Source organism: Olivibacter sp. 47 (genome assembly GCF_030372825.1).
GTDB classification, from domain to species: Bacteria; Bacteroidota; Bacteroidia; order Sphingobacteriales; family Sphingobacteriaceae; genus Olivibacter; species Olivibacter oleidegradans.
The window spans coordinates 4,491,242-4,513,836 of sequence record NZ_JAUCNR010000001.1; the positions used below are offsets into that span (position 1 = coordinate 4,491,242).

General features: G+C 41.4%; 20 protein-coding genes. 6 read left to right on the plus strand and 14 right to left on the minus strand.

From position 1 onward, the window contains the following. Positions 1 to 43 precede the first annotated feature (43 nt). The 9 genes from QT327_RS19605 to pyrR form a co-directional block, all read right to left on the minus strand. On the minus strand, positions 44 to 1,348 hold the full coding sequence (locus tag QT327_RS19605) for a bifunctional folylpolyglutamate synthase/dihydrofolate synthase (protein ID WP_149105308.1): 1,305 nt from the start codon (positions 1,346 to 1,348) through the stop codon (positions 44 to 46). Positions 1,349 to 1,366: 18 nt separating this feature from the next. After that, positions 1,367 to 2,185 carry an energy transducer TonB gene (locus QT327_RS19610; RefSeq protein WP_013665501.1) on the minus strand — a complete coding sequence of 273 codons (819 nt, stop codon included), beginning with the start codon at positions 2,183 to 2,185 and terminating at the stop codon, positions 1,367 to 1,369. Positions 2,186 to 2,208: 23 nt separating this feature from the next. Further along, entirely contained in the window at positions 2,209 to 2,619 is a 411-nt protein-coding gene (locus QT327_RS19615) for an ExbD/TolR family protein (protein ID WP_013665502.1), read from the minus strand. Between the two features lie 90 nt (positions 2,620 to 2,709). Beyond that, entirely contained in the window at positions 2,710 to 3,411 is a 702-nt protein-coding gene (locus QT327_RS19620) for a MotA/TolQ/ExbB proton channel family protein (protein WP_013665503.1), read from the minus strand. A gap of 80 nt (positions 3,412 to 3,491) precedes the next feature. Beyond that, a complete protein-coding gene (locus tag QT327_RS19625; RefSeq protein WP_130856380.1) occupies positions 3,492 to 4,529 on the minus strand; it encodes an HU domain-containing protein in 1,038 nt (345 codons plus the stop codon). Between the two features lie 42 nt (positions 4,530 to 4,571). Continuing rightward, positions 4,572 to 6,290 carry a TonB-dependent receptor gene (locus QT327_RS19630; protein ID WP_289553797.1) on the minus strand — a complete coding sequence of 573 codons (1,719 nt, stop codon included), beginning with the start codon at positions 6,288 to 6,290 and terminating at the stop codon, positions 4,572 to 4,574. Between the two features lie 54 nt (positions 6,291 to 6,344). Next, positions 6,345 to 9,491 (minus strand): tetratricopeptide repeat protein, encoded by a 3,147-nt coding sequence (locus QT327_RS19635; RefSeq protein WP_149105310.1) that lies wholly within the window; start codon positions 9,489 to 9,491, stop codon positions 6,345 to 6,347. 144 nt (positions 9,492 to 9,635) lie between these two features. After that, positions 9,636 to 10,574 (minus strand): aspartate carbamoyltransferase catalytic subunit, encoded by a 939-nt coding sequence (locus QT327_RS19640; RefSeq protein WP_013665507.1) that lies wholly within the window; start codon positions 10,572 to 10,574, stop codon positions 9,636 to 9,638. A gap of 21 nt (positions 10,575 to 10,595) precedes the next feature. Next, on the minus strand, positions 10,596 to 11,147 hold the full coding sequence (pyrR, locus tag QT327_RS19645; protein WP_130856383.1) for a bifunctional pyr operon transcriptional regulator/uracil phosphoribosyltransferase PyrR: 552 nt from the start codon (positions 11,145 to 11,147) through the stop codon (positions 10,596 to 10,598). Between the two features lie 287 nt (positions 11,148 to 11,434). Between pyrR and QT327_RS19650 the strand changes: the two genes are divergently transcribed. Beyond that, on the plus strand, positions 11,435 to 11,596 hold the full coding sequence (locus QT327_RS19650) for a lmo0937 family membrane protein (protein WP_130856384.1): 162 nt from the start codon (positions 11,435 to 11,437) through the stop codon (positions 11,594 to 11,596). 10 nt (positions 11,597 to 11,606) lie between these two features. Here the strand turns inward: QT327_RS19650 and QT327_RS19655 are convergent, their stop codons facing one another. From QT327_RS19655 to QT327_RS19675, 5 genes are all read right to left on the minus strand, one after another. Further along, positions 11,607 to 12,026, minus strand: a complete 420-nt coding sequence (locus QT327_RS19655) for a DUF983 domain-containing protein (protein WP_013665509.1) — start codon at positions 12,024 to 12,026, stop codon at positions 11,607 to 11,609. Between the two features lie 293 nt (positions 12,027 to 12,319). Next, positions 12,320 to 13,165 (minus strand): KPN_02809 family neutral zinc metallopeptidase, encoded by an 846-nt coding sequence (gene ypfJ / locus QT327_RS19660; RefSeq protein WP_013665510.1) that lies wholly within the window; start codon positions 13,163 to 13,165, stop codon positions 12,320 to 12,322. An 89-nt stretch (positions 13,166 to 13,254) separates the two neighbouring features. Continuing rightward, a complete protein-coding gene (locus QT327_RS19665) occupies positions 13,255 to 13,581 on the minus strand; it encodes a DUF3276 family protein (RefSeq protein WP_013665511.1) in 327 nt (108 codons plus the stop codon). Between the two features lie 210 nt (positions 13,582 to 13,791). Beyond that, positions 13,792 to 14,007 carry a hypothetical protein gene (locus QT327_RS19670; protein ID WP_013665512.1) on the minus strand — a complete coding sequence of 72 codons (216 nt, stop codon included), beginning with the start codon at positions 14,005 to 14,007 and terminating at the stop codon, positions 13,792 to 13,794. Between the two features lie 321 nt (positions 14,008 to 14,328). Continuing rightward, positions 14,329 to 16,602 carry an aconitate hydratase gene (locus QT327_RS19675; RefSeq protein WP_013665513.1) on the minus strand — a complete coding sequence of 758 codons (2,274 nt, stop codon included), beginning with the start codon at positions 16,600 to 16,602 and terminating at the stop codon, positions 14,329 to 14,331. 424 nt (positions 16,603 to 17,026) lie between these two features. Between QT327_RS19675 and QT327_RS19680 the strand changes: the two genes are divergently transcribed. The 5 genes from QT327_RS19680 to QT327_RS19700 all read left to right on the plus strand — a co-directional run bounded on the left by QT327_RS19680 (position 17,027) and on the right by QT327_RS19700 (position 22,593). Continuing rightward, positions 17,027 to 17,980, plus strand: a complete 954-nt coding sequence (locus tag QT327_RS19680; protein WP_013665514.1) for an acetyl-CoA carboxylase carboxyltransferase subunit alpha — start codon at positions 17,027 to 17,029, stop codon at positions 17,978 to 17,980. Between the two features lie 678 nt (positions 17,981 to 18,658). Then, complete coding sequence (guaA, locus tag QT327_RS19685) at positions 18,659 to 20,209, plus strand: glutamine-hydrolyzing GMP synthase (RefSeq protein WP_149105311.1); 1,551 nt, start codon at positions 18,659 to 18,661, stop codon at positions 20,207 to 20,209. Then, the gene (locus tag QT327_RS19690; RefSeq protein ID WP_013665517.1) at positions 20,166 to 21,413 is read left to right on the plus strand and encodes an ABC transporter substrate-binding protein; all 1,248 of its coding nucleotides are present in this window, start codon (positions 20,166 to 20,168) and stop codon (positions 21,411 to 21,413) included. The genes guaA and QT327_RS19690 overlap by 44 nt, the downstream gene beginning before the upstream one ends. 128 nt (positions 21,414 to 21,541) lie before the next feature. After that, entirely contained in the window at positions 21,542 to 21,862 is a 321-nt protein-coding gene (locus QT327_RS19695) for a hypothetical protein (RefSeq protein ID WP_289553798.1), read from the plus strand. Positions 21,863 to 21,996: 134 nt separating this feature from the next. Continuing rightward, entirely contained in the window at positions 21,997 to 22,593 is a 597-nt protein-coding gene (locus tag QT327_RS19700) for an RsmB/NOP family class I SAM-dependent RNA methyltransferase (protein WP_289553799.1), read from the plus strand. The last annotated feature ends 2 nt before the right edge of the window (positions 22,594 to 22,595 follow it).

The window sequence follows — 22,595 nt, forward strand, 5'->3', positions numbered from 1 at the left end:
AGCACTTTTTTGACGCCATCTTATATTATTACCCTAACAAATTTCATTGAAAGAGTGGCAAGGCTTCTGCCACCACAAAGGTGCTTCCCCCGATAAAAATCAGATCTTCTTTTGACGCGATTTGTCCGGCAGTTTCTACAGCATGCTGTACACTATCATAGGCCTCCCCAACTAATCCATAATTAGCGGCTTGTGACTGCAAATCTATTGCCGGAAGAGCCCGTTGGAAAGCGGGGCTACAAAAGTAGAAATTGGCTTCCTTAGGAAGCAAGGTTAGCATGTGCTCAAGGTCCTTATCGCGCATTACTCCAATAACCATATGAAGTTTTTCAAAGGGTGTACGGGTAATATTTTTGATTACTTCTTTCCAGCCGTCCTCATTGTGTCCCGTATCGCATATCGTTAAGGGTTGTGCCGACAACCTCTGCCAGCGGCCCATCAAACCGGTAAGTTTTTGAACCCCTTCTAAACCATCGACTAGTTCGTTTTCGGAAACGGTGAAACCAATTTCCTTCAATATACGGATCGTGCTAAGAACACCAGGCAGATTTTTCTGTTGATAGCTTCCTTTTAAATCCAAACACAGCTCCAAGGTCTCAAACGGCTTTTCTTTTTCAGGTATTGCTTTTAGATATTGGAACTCGGTGTCCACTGCGATTTCATCTATTTTCCATTCATCACTGGCGAAGAAAATGGGTGCCACCAACTCTTGTGCTCGATTGATAAAAACGTGTTCTATAGCTTGTTGCCGCTCGCTGATAACAATGGGCGTATGACTTTTTATGATGCCGGCTTTTTCATAGGCAATTTCCGCTAGGCTATTCCCTAACATGTTCATATGATCATAACCGATGTTGGTAATCAAAGTAACGATCGGGCTGATGATGTTTGTGGAATCTAACCGACCACCTAGGCCGGTTTCAATAACCGCAATATCAACATGCATATCAGCAAAATAACGAAAAGCCATGGCGACGGTAACCTCAAAAAAAGAAGGCTGTATCGTTTCGATCAACGATTGATTGTTTTTGACAAAATCGATTACGTAGGCCTGCGGTATCAATACCCCGTTAATTTTTATTCGCTCTCTGAAATCCAAAAGATGAGGAGAGGTATATAAACCGGTTCTATATCCAGCTGTTTGTAAAACCGCTGCCAGCATATGTGAGCTGCTCCCTTTGCCATTAGTGCCTGCTATATGTACAGCTTTGAATGCTTTTTCCGGGTTTTCCAAGGCGGCACAAAGTGCGCGAATATTTGTTAGATCTTTCTTGAAAGCAGAAGAGCCGTCCCGTGTAAACATCGGAAGACGGCCGTATAGATAATCAATTACCTCAATATAGTTCATGATATGGAAAACGAGTGCTTACTTTACTTTAAAGTTGAACACTACAATACCCGATTGAAATTCAGGTCCTCCGTCGGTTGCATTTAACCGTGCATTTCTGACCGCCGCCTCACATTTTTCCCAAAGTGAAGCGTCTGACAAGGTGGTGCCCTTAGCACCTGCTCTCGCACGGGTTACCACACCATTCCGATCTACTGTGATTTCTACCGCAATCCGACCGGAAAGCTGACCTTTATCTTCTATTTGCGGCCTTACTGCAAAAGATCTGTTGGGTAAGCCTACAAGGCCATTACCCGAGCCACCCTCACCGTAATTAGTGGCCATATTATTCCCTTGCAAACTACCTTGATTCCCAGGGGTCGATCCCGTACCATCGCCAACACCCACTCCTTTGTTCTTCTTGCCGGTATAAAGGGCGTTGGGGTTAACGGTCGGTTTGCTTTCCTTCTTCTCCGGTGTAATGGTAGGTGTAGTAGATGTCGGTTTTGCTTTCTCTTTAGTCACCACGGCGGGGGCATCCTCTACGTCTTGTGTAACCACTGTTTTATCATTGGTTTCTTGCGAGGCTACCGGTGTAGGTTCTTCATTTGGTACAACTTTATCAGGTCGTGTTTGATTAGCGTTGGGATCCATTGAAGGCTCATCCAAGCTCATATAATCATCGCCCATTCCCTCGTCGACGGTACCATAGTTCACAATTAACCCGCCGGTTCCAAACTCAACAGCTGGTTGGCTCAGCATCCAAAAAAAACTTAACAGCAGGAACGCAGCAAATACGCCTGCCGATATTGCGAAAGCTTTGGGGTAATTGTTGTCTTGTTTATGCTGATGATTCATCGCACACTCTCCGATTTAAATGCCTAACTCTTCTCTTTTGGTTCGGTGGCCAAAACAAGCTTTATTTTTAACTTATTGGCAATGTCCATCACCTGAATCACATCTTCAATTGCTACTGTTCTATCAACATATAAAAGCACGGTCAATTCCTGCCCTTCCTGTACATAACTTTGTAGGGTGGGCATCAATTGATCGAGCAATACTTGCTTTTTTTCTACAAAGTACTGCAAATCTTTATTAATTGACAAGCTTATGGTTCGTTTAGCTACCGACTGCTCTCCCGACTGTGACCTGGGCAACAAGAGTTTCACTACTTGAGGGTTGGCAACTGCCGAGGCCAATAAAAAGAATAGTAGCAAAAAGAACATGATATCGTTTAAGGCCGATGTGTGGACCTCTGCAGCTGGTCTATGGTGTCTTTTTCTTAAATTCATTGGAAATACATTTTTGAATTAATGGCCCTGAACATTACCGGTGCCCGAAAGTTTCAAATCTCAGTCGAAGAAGTAATGCCAAAAACCAATTTAGCTGCCTGGTTCGTCCAATAGATCGATAAACTCAATGGCATCTGTTTCCATGCGAAGAATTAAACGGTCAACCATCATATTCAATATATGATACCCTACATAGGCAATAATACCGATAATGAGTCCGGATGCAGAAGTAATCATTTTTGTATATAAACCTCCGGATACGGTGCCGATTTCAATTACTCCTTTTATGGAGACCTCATGGAAAATTGTAATCACCCCAATGATTGTACCAACAAAACCTAGCATTGGCGCAATACCTGCAATGATACCTAATATATTAATATTTTTCTCAAGTTTTGATACTTCCAGTTTACCGACGTTCTCAATCGCTCCTTCAATATCTTTAATGGGTCTACCGATACGGGTAAGCCCTTTTTGAAGCATGGCCCCTAAAGGTCCGTTACTATTCCTGCAAAGCGCCAATGCGGCCTCCAAACGGCCCGACATGATGTTCTGCTTGACCTGAATCATAAGATTCGAATCATAACGGGAAGCTTTTTTTATGGTCAAGTACCTTTCTATAAAAATTACCAAACCCAAGAAAGCGAGAATGGCGATAGGAATCATCACCCATCCTCCTTTAATAAGCAGGTCTAACAAACTTAAATCTTCAATCGGTGCAGTAGAAGGGCCCGGTGCGGTAAGCATCGAGTCCAATGTAGCGGGTGTGTCTGTAACTTGTAATAAAAACATGTTTTATAAATAATAATTTTGTTTTACACTGTTTGTTTAATATCGGTACCAAGATAAAATTTATTCCCGGCATTTATACACTAGGGATATATATATGCTTCTTTCGTTATCTCGTTCCTAACTTTTTCCAATTGCTCCTTTGCAGCCTCTTTAGTTGGATAGGACCCATAACATATCTTTTTTCTATTATTGGGCATATTGCTTTCCAGGACAAATGCATTAATACCGATCGTTCTAAAATATTTTGCTTGTTCAATCGCTAATTTCATGGTTTTAAACGAGCCGATTACAATTGAAAACGGTTTTTCTTTTGATGCCTTTCGTACAAGCGGCTCTTTTTCCTCTTTAGATACACGCTGATTCAGCGAATCGGCTAAAGAGTCGGCCGGAAGGCCGGTTGTCGTTGTATCTGGTAGGTTAGTGGATGTGTCCTTTGCTGTGTTTGCTGAGCCATTCGTTGTATCTTTCAAGGCAACGTTAATTTCGTTTTGATGCGGCGGAATACCGGGCTCCTGACGCTTCCAGAATAAAAATGCAGCTAGCCCGATAGCGATAATGCCGGTTACTACCCAAAGCCAAACATTATTATTCGTTTCCCTTTGGTTCGCTACGGTCTCATAGCTAATTTCAGGCTGTTCCGGCTCAGTAGGAATCGCAGGTTCTTGTAGTATCGTATCGGGCTGTTCCTGTACAGCCGGTAATTCTTCCGGTAAAGACTCTTCTTTATAATCATCCACCGGCTGTAAGCCCCAAAACGATTGAAGTTCTTTTGAAACCAACGTATACGTTCCATCCATTTGCTTTAGATAACCTATTGGCTCTAACTTCGCTTCACCCTGTTCGTCAATATCAGTCAGCAAACGATTTACTGTTTTATCGACAACGTCAATTGCTTCCTCATTGGATAAGTGCATGGATTTAGCAACATAGTCAACTAGGTAATTATCGGTCGTTGCGTGAGGAATGAGCGAATAGCTGCTTGTAGGAGGCAAAAACTTTTCTAATTGCTCATCGTATCGAGCTGCAATGCGCGCTTTGGTAAAAACACCAATACCCGGTACCCCGACTTGTGGATGTATAAGTAAGAGTTGATGCAAGTATTGGCCTAAATTAAACATTCCTTCTTTCGTTTGAGTCGGCAAATTTAGAAAGCTTAACAATTAAAACGAAACGTTTACACCGCCTATTATATTAAAGCCTAAGCGTGGGTAGTATAAGAAGCGTTCATAACCTTTGTTTAGTAAATTATTTCCCCTGACGTATACGCCAATCTGCTTTGTAGCGCGGTATTCCAATCCGGCACTAATATCAACAAACGATGGCATGGATACAGTAACAGGTGCATTTGGATCTGTACCGCTTACACCGGCATATTGTTGATAACTTTTAGCTTTCATCGCATCGTTGAAGAAAAGCTCGCCATCTATGTATACCTTTTTGCTGATATTGATCCGAGTATTAGCAGCGAGGCGCAATTTTGGAATATACCAAGCTTCAGCTTCATTTTCCAAATCATACTCGTTAAACAATAAATTACCGCCTAAGCTGACCGCTTCAGATACGCGGACGTTAATATCTCCTTCTAAACCAAAGACTTTATTCTTTTCTCCACGATCGTATATGATATCATATCTTGAAGGTGAATTAGGCTGAATAGCGTAAAAAGGCAGGTCGCTGATTTGTTTGTAAAAGACGCCAACTTTATAACCAAAGGTAGCGCCGGCATTGCCTTTTAATCCTCCAAAAACGTGCAGTTTTTCCAACATATTACGTACAACTAGGCTATTGCTTGTTGTGTCCAGGAAAGGGCTTTCCGTAAGAAAAGGGTTTTCATTAGCTAATGACCGGAATGAGGTTTTAACCACATCTCCCTTCACACCGGCATATATGCTCGCATATTCTGGCACTAAGGCGAAATCAAAGTCGACAGTTGGGAAAATATTGTTTCTATTCTCTTCCCCGCCAAATTCGCTTACTAAAGTAGCTCCCAAGGTCAATTTATAATTCTTTCCCTGAAAACGGATATAGGGATTCAAACGGGCGATATGATTTCCTAAGCTTAAGTCATTACTCTTGAGACTGGTAAAATCTCCCGAAACATTCGCCCCCACATTAAAAGCGTTAACTTTTTTGTTGATGTTGGCACTGAGGGCAAAGGAATTTTCTTTCGTTGAGAAAGCATTGCCGAACAGGTATCCATCTACTTTAAGCGAATAGCTTAACAACTCTTCGTTATCCTCATAATTACTGTTCAATTCTCCTTTAAGGTAAAGGTCGTTATAATGCTGCTTCGTAGGGTCGGTGTTTAATTCCGGCTGAAGGGGAACAAAACCATAATATCGCGTTGCATAACGATTAAAGCCGATTTCTCCATTCAACGTTATTCTGTCTAAGATACTTCTTCCGAATAACCCGATTTTTTGCTCGCTAAAATTCTGCCCCTCGTAATCCGATCCTTTTTGACTGAGGTGTTTTGCAAAACCGCCTACTTGAAGTGCTTGATCTTCACCGTTACTAATGTAGACCTCCCCTAAGAGGGTGTTAAAGTTTCCGGCCCCTATTTTCGCGTAGTTATTGGTTAATATATCTGGTCGCATCGCAGGCAATTGTTGTATTTCTAAGCGATGTGTTCCCGTATTGATATCTAGTTTTCTGTCGAAAACAGAATAGTTAAGTTTAGACAGGTATTTACGATTATTCGTGAGGTCGGGACTTTGTCTGATTTTTACCGCATCAGCCAAAATAGGTTTGTAGTCCCGAACAACTTCAATTTCCCCTAAATTTCCTTTGGCTTCCTCTTGCGGTACTTGCTCTTCTTCTTGCGCAAACGTAACGAAGGAACAAAAACCTAAGCCGATTAGTAATGTATATTTTAACATTGAAGAATTCAATATCATGGTATTTCGTTATTTAGATAGTATGAATGAACTTATTTATAAAGCTTGTTTCTCAACCGCGGATGAATCTAAAGTAGTACTGTCAGTTTCCGTACTGTCTACCGCAGTAGAATCGCTTTCTGTTTTTACACTATCTGTTATTTTCTTAGTATCTATTTTTTTTCCGGTTAATTTTTCTAAACGTTCTTTTGCTGTAGGAATGATATCATCTTTACCTTCGTAATTCTCGATAATACTCTGTAATGTACTTTTCGCCTGGAATTCATCTTTTAGTTTTGTATAGCAGTCGGCTAATAAAATAAAGCTTTTCGCAACCCAGTAGTCATAAGACGGCATATTCTTAATTAAATCGAAAGCGGTTTCCTGAGCGGCTTTATATTCGCCAGCTTCATATTGTAACTTACCGATATTGTATTTTGCTTCTGCACCGACAATCGTTTGGCTGTTGGCTACCGCCTGATTTAATTCCTTTCGGGCAGTGCTTAAGTCGCCTTTTAACATATGCGCTTTTGCAGCATAAAGATCTGCTTTTGCCTTATCCTCAACAGAAGACTTTTCATATTCCTTCACATATCGCGCATACATAAGCGTATTGTCAAAGTCATGAATATTGAAATAGGCTACCATCAGGTTATTGATGGCAAAGTTATAGTGCGATTTATACTCAGCAGTAAGCTCTAATTTTTTCAGTGGTGCAATCGCCTCGTTATATTTCTTTTGATCAAGGTATAAATTGGACACACTCAATAAGGTTCGTTCTGTGTAGGCACTTGTCCAATCGTTCAAAATAATGTTAAAGTCATGCAGAGCTTCTTGCGGATGCCCGGTTTTGTACAAACTTTCCGCGCGGATGAAACGTGCAAATTTTTCCTGTATCGGTTTCGGAAATTTATCGAAATAGGCATTCACTGCTTCAATAGCTGCTTGATAATCACCTCTGGAGAAGTAATTGTTTGCTACTTGAAAAGTAATATTGTCTTGTTCAGCCGTCGACAAATCACCAATGGCCGTTGTGCCGGCATAATCCAAGAATCCTTGCGCATCCCCTTTATCAATATAGATATTCTGTATCGACTTTAACGCCTGTTTTGCTTCTTCTGTTGTTGGATATTGTTCAACTACTCGTTGAAAGGTTCTGACCGCAGCGTCGTTGTTGTCGCTATTGTACTGAACCAAACCAATGGTGACAAGTGCTCTCGGCACGTAGCTACTGCGTGGATATTTCTCAATCATATCCTGTAAACCTTGAATCGCTATTTCATTTTCTCCCTTAAGGAAAAAAGTATAGGGTATCTCAAAGTTTGCGTCGTCTGCATAGTTGGAATTGGGATATCGCGCCAATAAATCCGTCATAATACTGATCTTGCCATCGGCGTCGCCCTGTAGGCCCCTGATAATACCACTCTGAAACAAAGCATAATCCTGTGTTTTAGCTTTTGTACTCATGAGCTTATTGTACTGCTCCATCGCATTACCATAATCCTTCAACATAAAATATGAATCGCCTAAACGCGCAATGGCATCATTTCTTGTATTCAGCTCAATGGGCTCTCCACTATTTAGAAATTTAGCAAAATAGTTGGCAGAAGTACGATAATTATCGTTACGGAAGGCCGCATAAGCAAGTGCATAATTGGCGTAATTATAAACGTCTGTGTTTTTTGCTGCCGGATACTGCAGAAACTTGCTGAAATTTGTTGTGGCTTCACCGTATTTTCTGACTTCGTACATCGCTTCCGCTTTCCAATAGGTTGCTAAAGCTAGGAGTTCCGGATCGTATGGGTTCTGTTCAGAACGCATAAAGATCGAAATGGCATTTTCAAAAGCCCGCTCATTGTAATATTCCAAACCGCGGAAGTAAGTCACTTTTTGATAAGCGGCATTTGCCTCTTTGGTCCTTTTCGGAATGGATTCCAGGATATCCACTGCCGATCGATAATTCTTTGTACTCAATAAAACCTCTGCCAGCAACGTTTTCGCCTCGTCGAGGTTTTTAGAACGTGGGTAGGTTTTCAAGTACTCTTGGGTGGCGTCTAAGGCTACTTGGTGAAATTCCAGCTCATAAGACAACTTAGCGTAATTCAGCAGTCCCTGCTCTTTCATGGAAGGATCAAAATCAAGTTTCGATGCTCTGAAAAAAGCATTACGAGCACTCTCTTTGTTGCCTAATTTTAAAAAGGAATCCCCTAAAATGATCATTCCGCTTTGGAAATAAGCGTCCGGTTCCGTTAACTTTTCCAGTTCTTTAATAGCTTTCTCATAATTGCCATTCTTGTAGGCAATATATCCTATCTGATAATCATCTTGATTATTTTGGGTCTTCCCTTGATCTTGGGCTTGAAATTTGTCATAGTATTCTTTCGCCTTGGCTAAGTCGTTCTTGGCAAAGTAGGTGGCACCTACGATACGGAAGATCTCTGTTTCGTTCTCTTGTTTAGTTCTTTCTAAAATGGGCAGTATATAAGAAAGAACATCATCATAACGTTTGTCGAGGAAGTAGAGCGCCGCGATGTAGTATGGATAGCTGTTCTCGTATGCTTTTGATCCCTTTAAACGCTCAAATTCTTTTAATGCGATTTTATATTCCGCATCCAGGTAGGACAGATAAGCATAATAGTAGATGGAAGCCTCTTGATATTGGCCTCTTTCTTCCTTTAGGCGCTCAAATAAGGGTTTTGCTGCTTTATAATCTTCTGTCATAAAGAGCGAATAACCCAATTTGAAGCGATATTCGGTGTTTTCGGAACCGCTTAGATTTCCACCGTCTAATTTCTTGAACCATTCAATCGCTTTCGGATAATTCTTTTTTGCAAAATAGGATCGTCCTACCTGAAAGTAGGCCGCTTTCGTATTGGCACTTGTTGGATGATCTTTTATGAATTTTAGAAATAGGCCTTCGGCATCGTGATTGCCTAATTCAAGCGCACAAACCGCTTGATAAAAACGTGCATTTTCTTTCAGTAATGAAATTTGGTCACTTTCATCTTGTTGTATAGTCGTATTGGTACGAATGGTTTCAACTTTACCAAGCTGGTTATAAGCCGAAGCATATTTTCCCCTTTCGTACAGCTCCATACCTGTTTTATAAGCTTGGTTAAGAGATTGCCAAGCACTTTGTTGGGCGAGGGCACTGCTGGCGAAAAGACTAAGTGCTAGACTAATACGAGTGAATTTATTAAACATGTTGTTCAAATTCTTTTTATGCTAAATTAATGGGATGTTATGAAGTTTTGTACACTATTACTTAACAAATGTTAATAACCTCTTACTATAACGGCAATAATTGTGAAATAATGTGTACGATAAATATTTTTGATTGATGCTTCCTTAAACACGTTTTCCGGCAAGGAGGTACAATACAGCCATTCTCACTGCTACGCCATTTTGAACCTGATCCAGAATAATCGAATGTTGGCTGTCGGCCACATCACTTGTAATTTCTACACCACGATTAATCGGTCCGGGGTGCATGATGGTTATCTTTTTATCTAAGGATTCAAGTATCGTTTTATTCAAACCATACAGCATCGAATATTCTCTTAAAGAGGGGAAATAATTGATATCCTGACGCTCCAGCTGAATTCGTAACATATTGGCTACGTCGCACCAGTGAAGCGCCTTGAGCAGGTCATGCTCCACTTTAACGCCCAGCGAAGTAATATATTTAGGAATAAGCGTTGTAGGACCGCATACCAGTACTTCGGCCCCGAGCTTTTGTAAGCATAAAATATTGGAAAGGGCGACCCTTGAATGTAAGATATCGCCAATAATGGCTACTTTTTTTCCGGCAACATCGCCATATTGCTCTCTTATAGAAAACGCATCGAGCAAGGCTTGTGTTGGATGCTCGTGTGCTCCATCTCCTGCATTTATAATTTGGGCATCGACATGTTTACTTAAAAAAACGCCTGCACCGGGATAAGGGTGTCGCATAACAATCATATCTACCTTCATTGCCAAGATGTTATTTACCGTGTCAATGAGTGTTTCGCCTTTGCTGACTGAAGAAGAAGAAGCCGCAAAGTTGATGACATCTGCCGACAGACGTTTTTCGGCGAGCTCAAAGGACAGTCTGGTGCGTGTCGAGTTCTCAAAAAAGACATTGGCAATTGTAATATCACGTAATGAAGGTACCTTTTTGATTGGGCGGTTGATGACATCCTTAAAAGTGGCTGCTGTGTCCAATATCAGGTGGATATCTTCTGCGGACAAGTCTTTTATGCCTAATAAGTGTTTGGTGCTTAGCTGTTGTGCTGTTTCTGCCATTGTATATGCAATCAAAAATTTCTAATTGTTTTCTTCTGTTAGAAGGATGATTTGGTCTTGCGTGTCCGTTTCGTGCCAGTTAACAATGACCCGTTGCGAATTAATGGAATCCACTTGAATGCCAATATAGTCTGGCTGAATGGGCAGATGTCTTGAAAATCTGCGATCAACAAGTACCAGTAATTCCACCTTTTCAGGGCGGCCAAAAGCTTGTATGGCATCTAACGAAGATCGGATCGTCCGGCCTGTCCACAGTACATCGTCGATCAGGATGACTTTTTTGTTCTCGATCACAAAATTTATGTTTGTACTGTTAGGAACTAGCGGACCGTTTTCTTTGCGACGAAAATCATCCCGATAGAAAGTAATATCAAGCTCACCGAATAAAATGGAGTCGATCTGTAATATTCTTTGTAGTTCTTCCCGTATCCGTTTTGCCAAGTAAATGCCCCTCGGTTGGATACCGATGATCACTGAATTCTTGAAGTCATGATGATTTTCAATTAACTGTTGGCAAAGACGTTGAATGGTGATTTGAAACTTTAGACCACTTAATAATATAGATTGTTGCATTAGAAATCTGTTTGGTTGAGCGTATAAAACCTTGTTTTTTTCTTTTTCCCTGCTAATCCTCGTAATTGCCTCAAGCTAATGGAATTATTCTATTTTATTTGCAAAAATAGATAAAATTGGTCTCATATGCAATGACCGAAAGGCTGTTCGTCATTCAATGAACATAAAAACATAGTTGACGGTAAGGGAGAAATGAATGTGGATATGCGAATTGATTTATTGTGATGACCGATGCCGGAAAACAAAAGATATACTTAAATGGTTGTTCTTGTATTAGACAGGATATTATGAGAGCGTTATTTTATATTATTGCTATTATATTGTTGATTGGGTGGGCTTTGGGTACTTTTGTATATGCCGTGGGAAACTTGATTTACATACTATTGGTGCTTGCCATTGTCGCGCTTGTTTTAGGCTTGGCACGCAGGAATATTCGAAAAAGCCAATAGGTGCTGTTTTTTATGCGGGTGTCTGATCGTTTTTATTTCCTGATAAATCCGGTCTATATTTGAGCGTCGGATCTAACCAATACATTTGTATAATGCGCGAGTATCGATAGTTGAGAGGAGCCAAAAGCAAAATTCCCGGAATGATTATGCCAACATATAGCCAGGGATTGTCGGATCCGCCGGATAAAACGAACGTCGCTATTCCAAGCGTTACTATTTCTGCTACATTAAATACGTAGGTAACGTACATGGCTGTATAAAAGTAGCCTGGGTTGCGTTCAAAAGTTAAACCACAATGGCCGCATTCTTCATACATGGTATTGGAGAAAAAGCTCTTGAACATATTGCCCTGTCTACAACGTGGACATTTTCCTTTCAACATGGCAGGAAAGGCGGGAATAAACTTGCTTGAACGGCTATCTTGAGTCATGTAAATTGAACAATTTGATTTGCTGAATGTGTGATTTTAAATCGTAATTATCACCCTGACTGGTCGAGGCTATTCTCAAATGCGAGAAATATCCATGCGATCCTCCCGCAAACTTAGACAAATTTATTTTTATATGCATGAAAACGGTACGTATACAGGATAAATTTGCTTCTTACCTTCGCTGAGCTTGGTTCTCGTTGGCCACTAGTCTTTATAGAAGAAATAGATAGAATCAAAGTCCGACTTTAGTCTTAACCCCTTTTAAAAAAATGACATTTAGGGCGCGGGAAGCTCTACCGATCGTTATTAAAAGTATCTCCCTGGTTAACATCCCCTGTTTGATAACCTTTTTTAAACCAGTAAACTCTTTGCGCTGATGTCCCGTGTGTAAAAGCGTCGGGAACAATCTGACCCTGAGCCTGCATTTGAAGCTTATCATCTCCTATTGCATTGGCCGCTTGTAAGCCAGCCTCAATGTCACCTTCCTCGAGTAGCTGTTCTAACTTATTGGCATGATGTGCCCATACACCGGCTAAAAAATCCGCTTGTAGTTCTAGCTTAACGGATAATTTATTATACTCCTTCTCACTTAAACGGGTACGCATTTGTTGCACCTTATTCATTGTGCCATTCAAATGCTGTATATGATGGCCAACTTCATGGGCAATAACGTAGGCCATTGCAAATTCTCCCGGAGCACCGAACCGGTTTTTTAGTTCATCGTTGAAACTTAGGTCAATAAAGAGTTTTTGATCGGCAGGGCAGTAGAAAGGTCCCATAGCGGTCATGCCTGCGCCGCATTCAGTAGCAGTTTGGTCGCGGAACACGACTAAAGTAGGCGTTTGATAGGCAGCGCCTTCTTGCTCAAAAAGATGACTCCAGACATCTTCAGTGCTAGCTAAAACCGTCCTGACAAAGGATGTTAACTCTTTTTCTTCTTCACTGATTTCTACGGGTTGTTCCTGTTGCGGCGCAGCAGTTTGTAACTGTTGCAACACCTGTCCGGGATCACCTCCTAAAAAACTGACGATTAGCGCAATGACTATCGCCCCGATTCCGCCACCAACTGCTAAACCTCTTCCGGACATACCTCTTCGATCTTCGAAGTTGTCACTTTCTCTTCTGCCTTTCCAGCGCATAAATATATAAGATTAATGGTTATGTTGGTAAACAAAAAAAGCCTCAAATGGTTGAGGCTCTTAATTGATTTCAGTCAATTAAGCAGTCTTTAGAACGAAAAATCGTCATCCTTTTTAGCGTCAGCTGTTATGCCATTTTCACTGAACTCATAACGTTTTTCAACTACTTCTTGATGGGCCTTAATATAGTCAACAGTTTCATTAAGTCCTTCGGCAAACTTTTCAAAGTCTTCTTTGTACAAGAAAATCTTATGTTTTACAAACACGCCGTCTTCCAGTCTTTTTTTACTTTCTGTAATGGTTACATAGTAATCATTCGATCTCGTGGCCTTCACGTCAAAAAAATAGGTGCGCTTTCCTGCTCTAACCTTTTTTGAAAAAACTTCTTCCCGTTCTTTGTTGTCAAAATCTCCCATTGTCAAATCTTTAAGTTTAAGTTCTCCGATTCGGTATAAATATAAATCAATATTTTCTAATAATGCAAATAGATTTTAACAATGGCTGAAAAAACTAGTTTATTAAAAGCTTCTTTTTTGAAAAAAAACGACCTGACAGCTCATTCTCGCTTTTTTTTCTCTTTTTTGGGGTCTAATAAAAAAATGAAAAAATATTATGCGTTTAAACGACTATTTATCCAATAAATAGTCAAAGCGATCGCCAAAGTCCTCATCATTTCGATGACTTTTAATCATGTCATCATCTAAATCTACACGGTAATTTCTAAATGGTATTTCCGCACCTAGACTTTTCAATAAAGTATAAAGCGAGTTTAGGTCAAATTCAGATCGCTGTAAACGTATCAAATATTGATTGTCAGTGATTTCAATTTTGAAGCTTTCCATGGTCGTAAACGTGTTTTTACCAAAGTTTGGAATCACGTATGAGCTGTGGATTAATTTTATGTGAAATTTTAGTTAAAAGACGAGTCGTTAAGGAGGGAGCATGGGGAAGTGGTTGAGACGTTAAGTTGTTGAGTAGGGAAATGGTTGAGTAGGAAAGTAGTTAATTGGCCTATGAGCCAATTATTTGTAAGTGTTTGCTTTTTTCGGTACTCGTGAGCTTCCTACGGTCGGTCACCACTGAAAGCTGACAGCTGATATCCGAAAGCTAATCGCTTATAGCAAAAAAATAAAGGTGCTCCCCAAAGAGCACCTTTATTTTTTTTAAGCCTGTTGAGCTTGATTCTTGCGAATAATATTCAAAGCACCACCGGCTTTGAACCACTCTATTTGCTGTGCATTGTACGTGTGATTCACCTGAATGCGATCTTCACTTCCGTCTGTATGATGCAATACAACAGTTAATTGTTTATCAGGAGTAAAATCAGTTAGACCGATAATATCAATCGTATCGTCCTCCTTGATTAAATCATAATCAGCAGGATTGTTGAAGGTTAATGCCAACATGCCCTGCTTTTTAAGATTTGTCTCATGAATACGGGCGAAGGATTTGACCAATATCACACGAACACCGAGATGACGAGGTTCCATGGCCGCGTGTTCTCTGGAAGAGCCTTCTCCATAGTTTTCGTCTCCTACAACGATTGTGTTTATTCCAGCCGCTTTGTATGCACGTTGTGTCGCAGGAACTGGACCATATGACCCTGTTAACTGATTTTTAACATTATCAGCGGAGTCATTGAAATAGTTGATAGCTCCTATCAACATATTATTTGAAATATTGTCTAAGTGCCCACGGTATTTTAACCATGGTCCTGCCATTGAAATATGGTCCGTCGTACATTTACCTTTTGCTTTGATAAGCAGCTTTAAGCCGGTAAGGTCTGTACCTTCCCATGCTTTAAATGGTTCAAGCAGTTGTAAGCGATCCGATGTTGGACTTACGATTACCTGAACCTGGCTACCATCCTCGGCAGGGGCTTGATACCCGGCATCTTCAACAGCAAAACCTTTAACCGGTAGCTCAAGGCCTTGTGGCTCGTCCAATTTAACTTGCTCACCTTTTTCGTTTGTCAGTGTGTCCGTTAAAGGATTGAACAATAGCGATCCTGATATGGCCAAAGCCGTCACAATTTCAGGAGAAGCTACAAAGGAATGTGTATTCGGATTCCCATCGGCACGTTTCGCAAAGTTACGGTTGAAAGAAGTGATAATCGAATTCCTTTCCTTCTTTTCAGCACCATGGCGAGCCCATTGACCAATACAAGGTCCGCAAGCGTTGGCTAAAACAACACCGCCAATTTTATCGAAAGTTTCTAAGAAACCATCACGCTCAACGGTATAGCGAACTTGTTCCGAGCCTGGCGTAACCGTGTATTCTGATTTAGCAACTAAATTCTTCTCTACTGCTTGTTGTGCCAATGAAGCTGCGCGGCTGATGTCTTCGTAAGATGAGTTTGTACAAGAACCGATTAAGCCTACTTCCAATTTTTCGGGCCAACCGTTTTCTTTAACAGCAGTTGCAAATTTTGAAATAGGCCAAGCCAAATCAGGCGTGAAAGGACCGTTGATATGAGGCTCCAATTCGGAAAGGTTAATTTCAATTACCTGATCGAAATATTGTTCGGGATTTGCATACACCTCAGCGTCACCTGTAAGGTGTTCTTTAATGCCATTTGCTAAATCAGCTATATCGGCACGATCGGTACCACGTAAATAGGCCTCCGATTTTTCGTCATAACCGAAAATCGAGGTTGTAGCACCAATTTCTGCACCCATATTACAAATAGTGCCTTTACCCGTTGCCGATAAAGAACGCGCACCCTCTCCGAAATACTCCACAATGGCACCGGTTCCACCTTTTACAGTTAAAATGCCTGCAACTTTTAATATAACGTCTTTTGCTGCTGTCCAGCCACTTAATTTGCCGGTTAATTTTACACCGATCAGTTTAGGGAATTTTAGCTCCCAAGGGAGCCCGGCCATTACATCGCAAGCATCAGCACCGCCGACGCCAATAGCAATCATACCTAAACCGCCCGCATTTGGTGTGTGCGAATCTGTTCCGATCATCATACCACCGGGAAACGCATAATTTTCTAATACGACCTGGTGAATGATACCTGCTCCCGGTTTCCAAAATCCGATACCATATTTATTTGACACCGAGGCTAAGAAATCATAAACCTCTTTGTTTTGATCGGTTGCTACTGCCAAATCAGTTTCTGCACCAACTTTGGCCTGGATTAAGTGATCACAATGTACAGTCGAAGGAACGGCTACTTGTGGCCGGCCAGCCTGCATAAATTGAAGTAAGGCCATCTGTGCCGTTGCATCCTGCATTGCTACACGATCCGGGGCAAAATCTACATAAGATTTTCCACGGCCATAAGCCTCATTTGCTTCACCATCCCAAAGATGGGCATATAAAATTTTCTCAGTTAAAGTAAGAGGTTTACCGACAACTTTGCGGGCTGCTGCTATACGGCTCTCGTAGCGTCCGTAAACCGCTTTGATCATTTCAATGTCAAATGCCATTTTATAAATGTTTTATTTGGATTTTACAATGCTTTAGGGGCTGTTGTGGAGCAACAAACCCAGCTAAATTGCTTTGCTGCACTCATTATCAGCTATTAAAGCGAGGCGAATTTACAAAAAAAAGAGATGAAATGTATATCTTTAGGACTTAAGGCCTTATTTGGAAATGTTCTAAACAGTATGGGTTTTAAGTTCTAAGTAATACGTTATACGCATCAGTTTGTGCTGGAGATACTCACATCCGCGCCTCACAACTAAAATTGCATTCCGAGATAGGCTTCGACTTAGCTGAACTAAGTTGAAGCCGACTGCTGACCGCCTAATACCTAAAACCTAACAGCTAACACCTATTACCGCCCTACATTGAAAGAATTTTTAGGCTAATAAAAAAATATCCGTACCTTAGCAACCCCAAATTTTCTTTATGGAAACAACATTTGATTTTGAAAAGCCGATTGCTGATTTATTAATGCAAATTGAGAAGGTGAACCAAGTGGCTGAGAAGACAAAGGTGGATATGTCTGCCACGATCACCGAACTGCAAGGGAAATTAGAGGAAACCCGCAAGGAAATCTATAGCAATCTGAACGGCTGGCAAAAAGTGCAAATGGCACGTCATGCAGATCGACCGCAAACGCTTGATTATATTCAGATGATCTGTGAAGATTTTGTAGAATTACATGGTGACCGCAATGTGCGTGACGATAAGGCCATCGTTGGCGGCTTAGCGAAACTGGGCGGTCATTCCGTAATGATTATTGGTCATCAGAAAGGGAAAAACACCAAAGAACGTCAATTCCGTAACTTCGGTATGGCTAACCCGGAAGGATATCGGAAAGCTTTAAGGTTAATGCGCATGGCTGAAAAGTTTGGAAAACCAGTTATTACATTCGTTGATACCATGGGCGCCTATCCGGGTATTGAGGCCGAAGAGCGTGGGCAGGCTGAAGCGATTGCCAGAAACCTACTGGAAATGTCGGTTTTAAAGGTCCCTGTTATCTGTATTATTATAGGTGAAGGTGCTTCCGGTGGAGCGATCGGTATCGGTATAGGAGATAAAGTATATATGTTAGAGCACTCCTGGTATTCGGTTATATCGCCCGAGTCCTGCTCCTCCATATTGTGGCGAAGCTGGGATTATAAAGAAAAAGCTGCGGAGTGCTTAAAACTCACTGCGGAGAATATGTACAGCAATGGTCTTATTGACGGTATATTGCCTGAACCCTTAGGCGGTGCTCATCAAGACCCTGAGCAAATGGCAAACACAATAAAAGAACAGCTTATAAAAGATATCGTCGAACTAAATGATAGACAGATTGATACACTTGTGAATGACCGTATCGAGAAATTCTGTTCGATGGGAGTAGTCGTAGAGTAATTTTGCCTTTTTACCAGCTAAACAACAGCCAGAGATTACCTTCGGTGAGCTTCCCGTTGGTCGGTTTCGCTTTAAAAGGAACATTTTTTTAATGAACTTTTCTTGATAAAAGTTGAACAAACCGAAGAGTGGAACAATGAGCTCATGAACTCATCTGAAAACAAGCACGAGTGAATAAATCAAGGTAGTGTAGGCTACTTTGCAACTGATTGCAAAGCATCACTAGCGCGTATTGGAGCCGTTTCACTTCCTCAATCCGCTTAGATAGTGCAATATGAGCAGAAACTACACATGTTTTGCTGCTCGTTGCATCAGTATCCTCCAAGGCCGTTTTTCCCGTGCGCAAGGCTTATTAGGGCTAAAGAAATAATACGTCCGGTTAAAAGCATCAACTGTTGGTTTCTGAAGATGTCGCCTAGGAAATTTGCGGTTTGCACGTTGATGCACTACCGTTGTAGCAAAGGTCCAAGCGACGAGTTTTTGCGTCACTTTTTGCGGAAACCACGAAGTAGCATGAGTACCTTTTAAAACAAACAATAACGAATAAAAGTGACTAAAAAAAACGTTCTTATAATATATACACCTTCATCCAAAGGTTAAAGGCGAATTCCTTAAGACTACAGCAAGCTTTTTGTTTTTTTGCCATAAAAAAGTAAACAAAATACCTAACTTTGGCCCATGCAAGAAAAAATTATTATTCTTGACTTTGGTTCGCAGTACACACAGTTGATCGCTCGCCGGGTCAGAGAGCTAAATGTATATTGTGAAATACATCCTTTCAACCATCTTCCAACATTTGACGAGTATGTAAAAGGTGTAATTTTGTCGGGCAGTCCTTCATCTGTTCGTCAGGATGATGCTCCACAAATCAACTTTAATCAATTTCACGGAAAAATTCCGCTATTAGGCGTTTGCTATGGAGCCCAGTATATAGCACAACATTCGGGGGGCGAAGTAACGCCTTCTGAAATCAGAGAATATGGGCGTGCAAACTTACTGTTCGTTAATCAAGAAAGTGCCCTGCTTAAAGGTATTCCTTTAGATTCTCAGGTATGGATGTCACACGGTGATACCATTAAATATGTGCCGGAGGGTTTCGAGATTATCGCGAGTACGGATAAAGTGCAGGTAGCGGCGTATCATGTTAAGGATTCTAATACCTATGGTATTCAATTCCATCCCGAAGTGACCCATAGTTTGGACGGGAAAAAGTTGTTGGAGAATTTCGTGCTGAATATCTGTGGCTGCAGCCAGGACTGGACGCCGGATACTTTTATTGAAACAACAATTGCAGAGCTAAAAGATAAACTTCAAAATGACCATGTAATTTTAGCACTATCGGGAGGGGTAGACTCTTCCGTGGCAGCCGTGCTTTTACACCAGGCAATTGGAAAGAACCTGCACTGCATTTTTGTCGATAATGGTTTGCTTCGTAAAGACGAATTCGAACAAGTGCTCGATTCGTATAAACACATGGGATTAAACATCAAAGGTATCGATGCAAAAGCACTTTTCTATGATAAGTTGAAAGGGGTAACCGATCCCGAGAGAAAGCGAAAGATCATTGGCGGTGCCTTTATTGACGTGTTCGACAGTGCAGCGCACGAAGTGCAGCAAGAGCTGCCGGAAGGCGTGGAAGTGAAGTGGTTGGGGCAGGGAACTATTTATCCGGACGTCATTGAATCGGTATCCGTTAAAGGTCCTTCCGCCACCATTAAATCGCATCATAACGTAGGAGGCCTTCCCGATTTTATGAAACTGAAAGTGGTGGAGCCTTTAAATACCCTATTTAAGGATGAAGTGCGAAGGGTAGGAGCTGCCTTGGGAATCGATCCACTTATTTTAGGCCGCCATCCTTTTCCGGGACCTGGATTGGGCATACGAATCCTGGGCGAAATTACCGCCGAAAAAGTTAATATCTTACAGCAAGCCGATGCCATTTATATCAGAAACTTACGCGAGTCGGGCTGGTATAATAAAGTTTGGCAGGCTGGTGCTATCTTTTTGCCCGTGCAATCGGTAGGAGTAATGGGGGATGAGCGTACATATGAATACGTTATTGCGCTCAGAGCCGTTGGATCTTTGGATGGGATGACAGCAGACTGGATTCACCTTCCTTATGATCTTTTAGCAAAAATATCAAACGAAATTATTAATCACGTAAAAGGGATAAACCGAGTTGTTTATGATATTAGTTCAAAACCACCGGCTACCATTGAGTGGGAGTAAAATACTGGTTTTTGCACTGCTTTTGAGTGTGCTGGGAGCTTGTTCGCCTAAGGTCCTGAGACCGGGAGGCCGTAAGGAGACAAAAGAACCCACTAAGGAAACGCCGGACAAGAAAGTTAAAGATCGGGAGAAAGAGGCTGTGGAGAAGCGTGCACATTTCAATAATATTGCACTGTTACTACCTTTCCAGTTGGACAAAGTGATCGATTCTGTACCGAATAAACGGGATGTGGAGCGGTCTAGCTTAGCCTTGGATTTTTACCAGGGTTTCAAGTTAGGCTTGGATAACCTTACGTCAAGCGGCGATAATTTTAAACTTGATGTGTTGGACACGCGTGATAATGTTGCTGAGGTCAGAAAAATAGCGGTAGGGAAAAGCATAACAGAGGCCGCATTAGTTGTAGGCCCGGTCTTTCCAACTGAAATCAACGCTTTCAGTGATGTGGCGAATCTTAGCGGTAAATTGCAGATTTCACCCTTGGCGGCTCGTAGCCCCTCCCAATATCAGACAAACAAATTGGTAACGGTAACGCCTCCGATTGACATGCATGCGCAGACCTTGGCAAATTATATTGCCTCGGAATATGAAATCGGAGATCACGTAGTAATATTAAACAATATTGATGAGGATAGTGAAAAGCTCCTCGTTCCTCTTCGTGCAGCACTGGATAAAAAAGAGGTGAAATACAGCGAACTCAACGAATTAAGCGAGATAGAGGCTAGTTTAAATACCGTTGGGAAAAATATAGTTATAAATGCTTCGACTAACCAATTTTTTATTGCTCAGCTGTTGGCAAGTTTAAATAAGTTGAAAACGGAGAGTGCTTATGACATTTCACTTATCGGTCATCCCAACTGGAGTAAGCTGGATTTAAATCCGGAATATTTATCGGCACTTCGTACCTGTATAAGCTCTTCCTATTTTATTGATGAAAAAAAACCGGAAGTACAGCAGTTTAGAAAAGACTATTTTTCGCTCTTTAAAGTGATTCCTTCAGAATTTGCCTTTAAGGGATACGATACCGGCGTATTCTTCGGCCGCTTATTAGCTAAATATCCAACGGATTATGCCGAGAAGCTTGTCAAAGAGAAACATATGGGGGCCTCCATTGGCTTTGAATTCGTACATGATCCAGCGTTAGGTTACATCAATACCAGTGTACGTTTATTGCGCTTTAATGGCCAATTTTATAGACCCTTTTAGGAAAAATTAATGAATGAAAAACGTCTTTCACAGCAACTAAGAAGCTTTGAACGTCTTTTAGATACCTATGTAAAGGGTAAGGAGCCACTTTCCAGGTTTCTTACCCTTTTTTTAAGGAAAACCGACAAATGGGATCGAATGATAGGCGTACGCTATCTCGATGGAGCTATAATTATTTTCGGTTAGGTGAGGGGCTACCGGCTTTGCCGGTATTGGAACGTCTAACTATTGCCGAATACCTGTGCTGCACGGAAAGCGATGTCGTGGCTCTGTTAGATCCTGCTTTGAGTCATACAATAACAGAGACGATTGATGGAAAATTACTTCTATTAGCCAATCGTTTTTCTTTTGATGTTCATGAGGTTTTTCCTTTGATAGCGCACGTCTCAGCAGATTTGGATACCGGTCTTTTCCTAAAGAGTCTGTTTCGACAGCCCAAGCTTTTTTAAGGCTTCGTCCGGGAGCTGAAAGCATTGTCTTAAAGTGCTTAGAACGTAACCAAATCAATTATGAGCGAATCGGGCGGTCGTGCCTTGCGCTGGAAAATGGGACGAAGCTTGATCAGTATGAAGAACTTCGTGGGATGTATGAGGTGCAAGATCGATCGTCGCAGCAAACCGGCGACTATTTTGAGGCGAAAGCGGGTGAAAAATGGTGGGATGCATGTGCCGCTTCGGGAGGAAAATCGCTCTTGTTAATGCAAACTTACCCAGGGGTCAATTTATTAGTGAGCGATGTTCGATCCAGCATATTGAGAAATTTGGATGAACGTTTTGAGAAAGCAGCCATTAAGGATTATCGGAGAAAAATTATTGATCTTACCAAAGATCCGTCCATTATTCTTGGGAACGATACTTTCGATGGTATTATACTGGATGCGCCGTGCTCAGGGTCGGGAACTTGGGGTAGGACCCCGGAAATGATGCAACAGTTTAGCGAGGGGAAGTTGCGTTATTTTGTTGATTTGCAGCGGCGTATTTTGCAAAATGTTATACGACATTTGAAAGTGAATAAGCCCTTAATCTATATTACTTGTTCTGTATATGGAGCGGAAAATGAAGAACAAGTCGCTTTTGCAGAAAAATTAGGTTTGCGCCTTGAGCGGGCGACGCTCTTAAAAGGGTATGAAAACCGGGCGGATACCATGTTCGTTGCCCGGCTCATTAAAAATCCGTTGTAACT

What these genes read in the sequence shown, in the direction of transcription:
- QT327_RS19605 (WP_149105308.1), bottom strand. Translation starts at nt 1,348, where the DNA reads ATGAACTATATTGAGGTAATTGATTATCTATACGGCCGTCTTCCGATG.
- QT327_RS19610 (WP_013665501.1), bottom strand. Translation starts at nt 2,185, where the DNA reads ATGAATCATCAGCATAAACAAGACAACAATTACCCCAAAGCTTTCGCA.
- QT327_RS19615 (WP_013665502.1), bottom strand. Translation starts at nt 2,619, where the DNA reads ATGAATTTAAGAAAAAGACACCATAGACCAGCTGCAGAGGTCCACACA.
- QT327_RS19620 (WP_013665503.1), bottom strand. Translation starts at nt 3,411, where the DNA reads ATGTTTTTATTACAAGTTACAGACACACCCGCTACATTGGACTCGATG.
- QT327_RS19625 (WP_130856380.1), bottom strand. Translation starts at nt 4,529, where the DNA reads ATGTTTAATTTAGGCCAATACTTGCATCAACTCTTACTTATACATCCA.
- QT327_RS19630 (WP_289553797.1), bottom strand. Translation starts at nt 6,290, where the DNA reads ATGTTAAAATATACATTACTAATCGGCTTAGGTTTTTGTTCCTTCGTT.
- QT327_RS19635 (WP_149105310.1), bottom strand. Translation starts at nt 9,491, where the DNA reads ATGTTTAATAAATTCACTCGTATTAGTCTAGCACTTAGTCTTTTCGCC.
- QT327_RS19640 (WP_013665507.1), bottom strand. Translation starts at nt 10,574, where the DNA reads ATGGCAGAAACAGCACAACAGCTAAGCACCAAACACTTATTAGGCATA.
- pyrR (WP_130856383.1), bottom strand. Translation starts at nt 11,147, where the DNA reads ATGCAACAATCTATATTATTAAGTGGTCTAAAGTTTCAAATCACCATT.
- QT327_RS19650 (WP_130856384.1), top strand. Translation starts at nt 11,435, where the DNA reads ATGAGAGCGTTATTTTATATTATTGCTATTATATTGTTGATTGGGTGG.
- QT327_RS19655 (WP_013665509.1), bottom strand. Translation starts at nt 12,026, where the DNA reads ATGACTCAAGATAGCCGTTCAAGCAAGTTTATTCCCGCCTTTCCTGCC.
- ypfJ (WP_013665510.1), bottom strand. Translation starts at nt 13,165, where the DNA reads ATGCGCTGGAAAGGCAGAAGAGAAAGTGACAACTTCGAAGATCGAAGA.
- QT327_RS19665 (WP_013665511.1), bottom strand. Translation starts at nt 13,581, where the DNA reads ATGGGAGATTTTGACAACAAAGAACGGGAAGAAGTTTTTTCAAAAAAG.
- QT327_RS19670 (WP_013665512.1), bottom strand. Translation starts at nt 14,007, where the DNA reads ATGGAAAGCTTCAAAATTGAAATCACTGACAATCAATATTTGATACGT.
- QT327_RS19675 (WP_013665513.1), bottom strand. Translation starts at nt 16,602, where the DNA reads ATGGCATTTGACATTGAAATGATCAAAGCGGTTTACGGACGCTACGAG.
- QT327_RS19680 (WP_013665514.1), top strand. Translation starts at nt 17,027, where the DNA reads ATGGAAACAACATTTGATTTTGAAAAGCCGATTGCTGATTTATTAATG.
- guaA (WP_149105311.1), top strand. Translation starts at nt 18,659, where the DNA reads ATGCAAGAAAAAATTATTATTCTTGACTTTGGTTCGCAGTACACACAG.
- QT327_RS19690 (WP_013665517.1), top strand. Translation starts at nt 20,166, where the DNA reads ATGATATTAGTTCAAAACCACCGGCTACCATTGAGTGGGAGTAAAATA.
- QT327_RS19695 (WP_289553798.1), top strand. Translation starts at nt 21,542, where the DNA reads ATGGGATCGAATGATAGGCGTACGCTATCTCGATGGAGCTATAATTAT.
- QT327_RS19700 (WP_289553799.1), top strand. Translation starts at nt 21,997, where the DNA reads ATGTATGAGGTGCAAGATCGATCGTCGCAGCAAACCGGCGACTATTTT.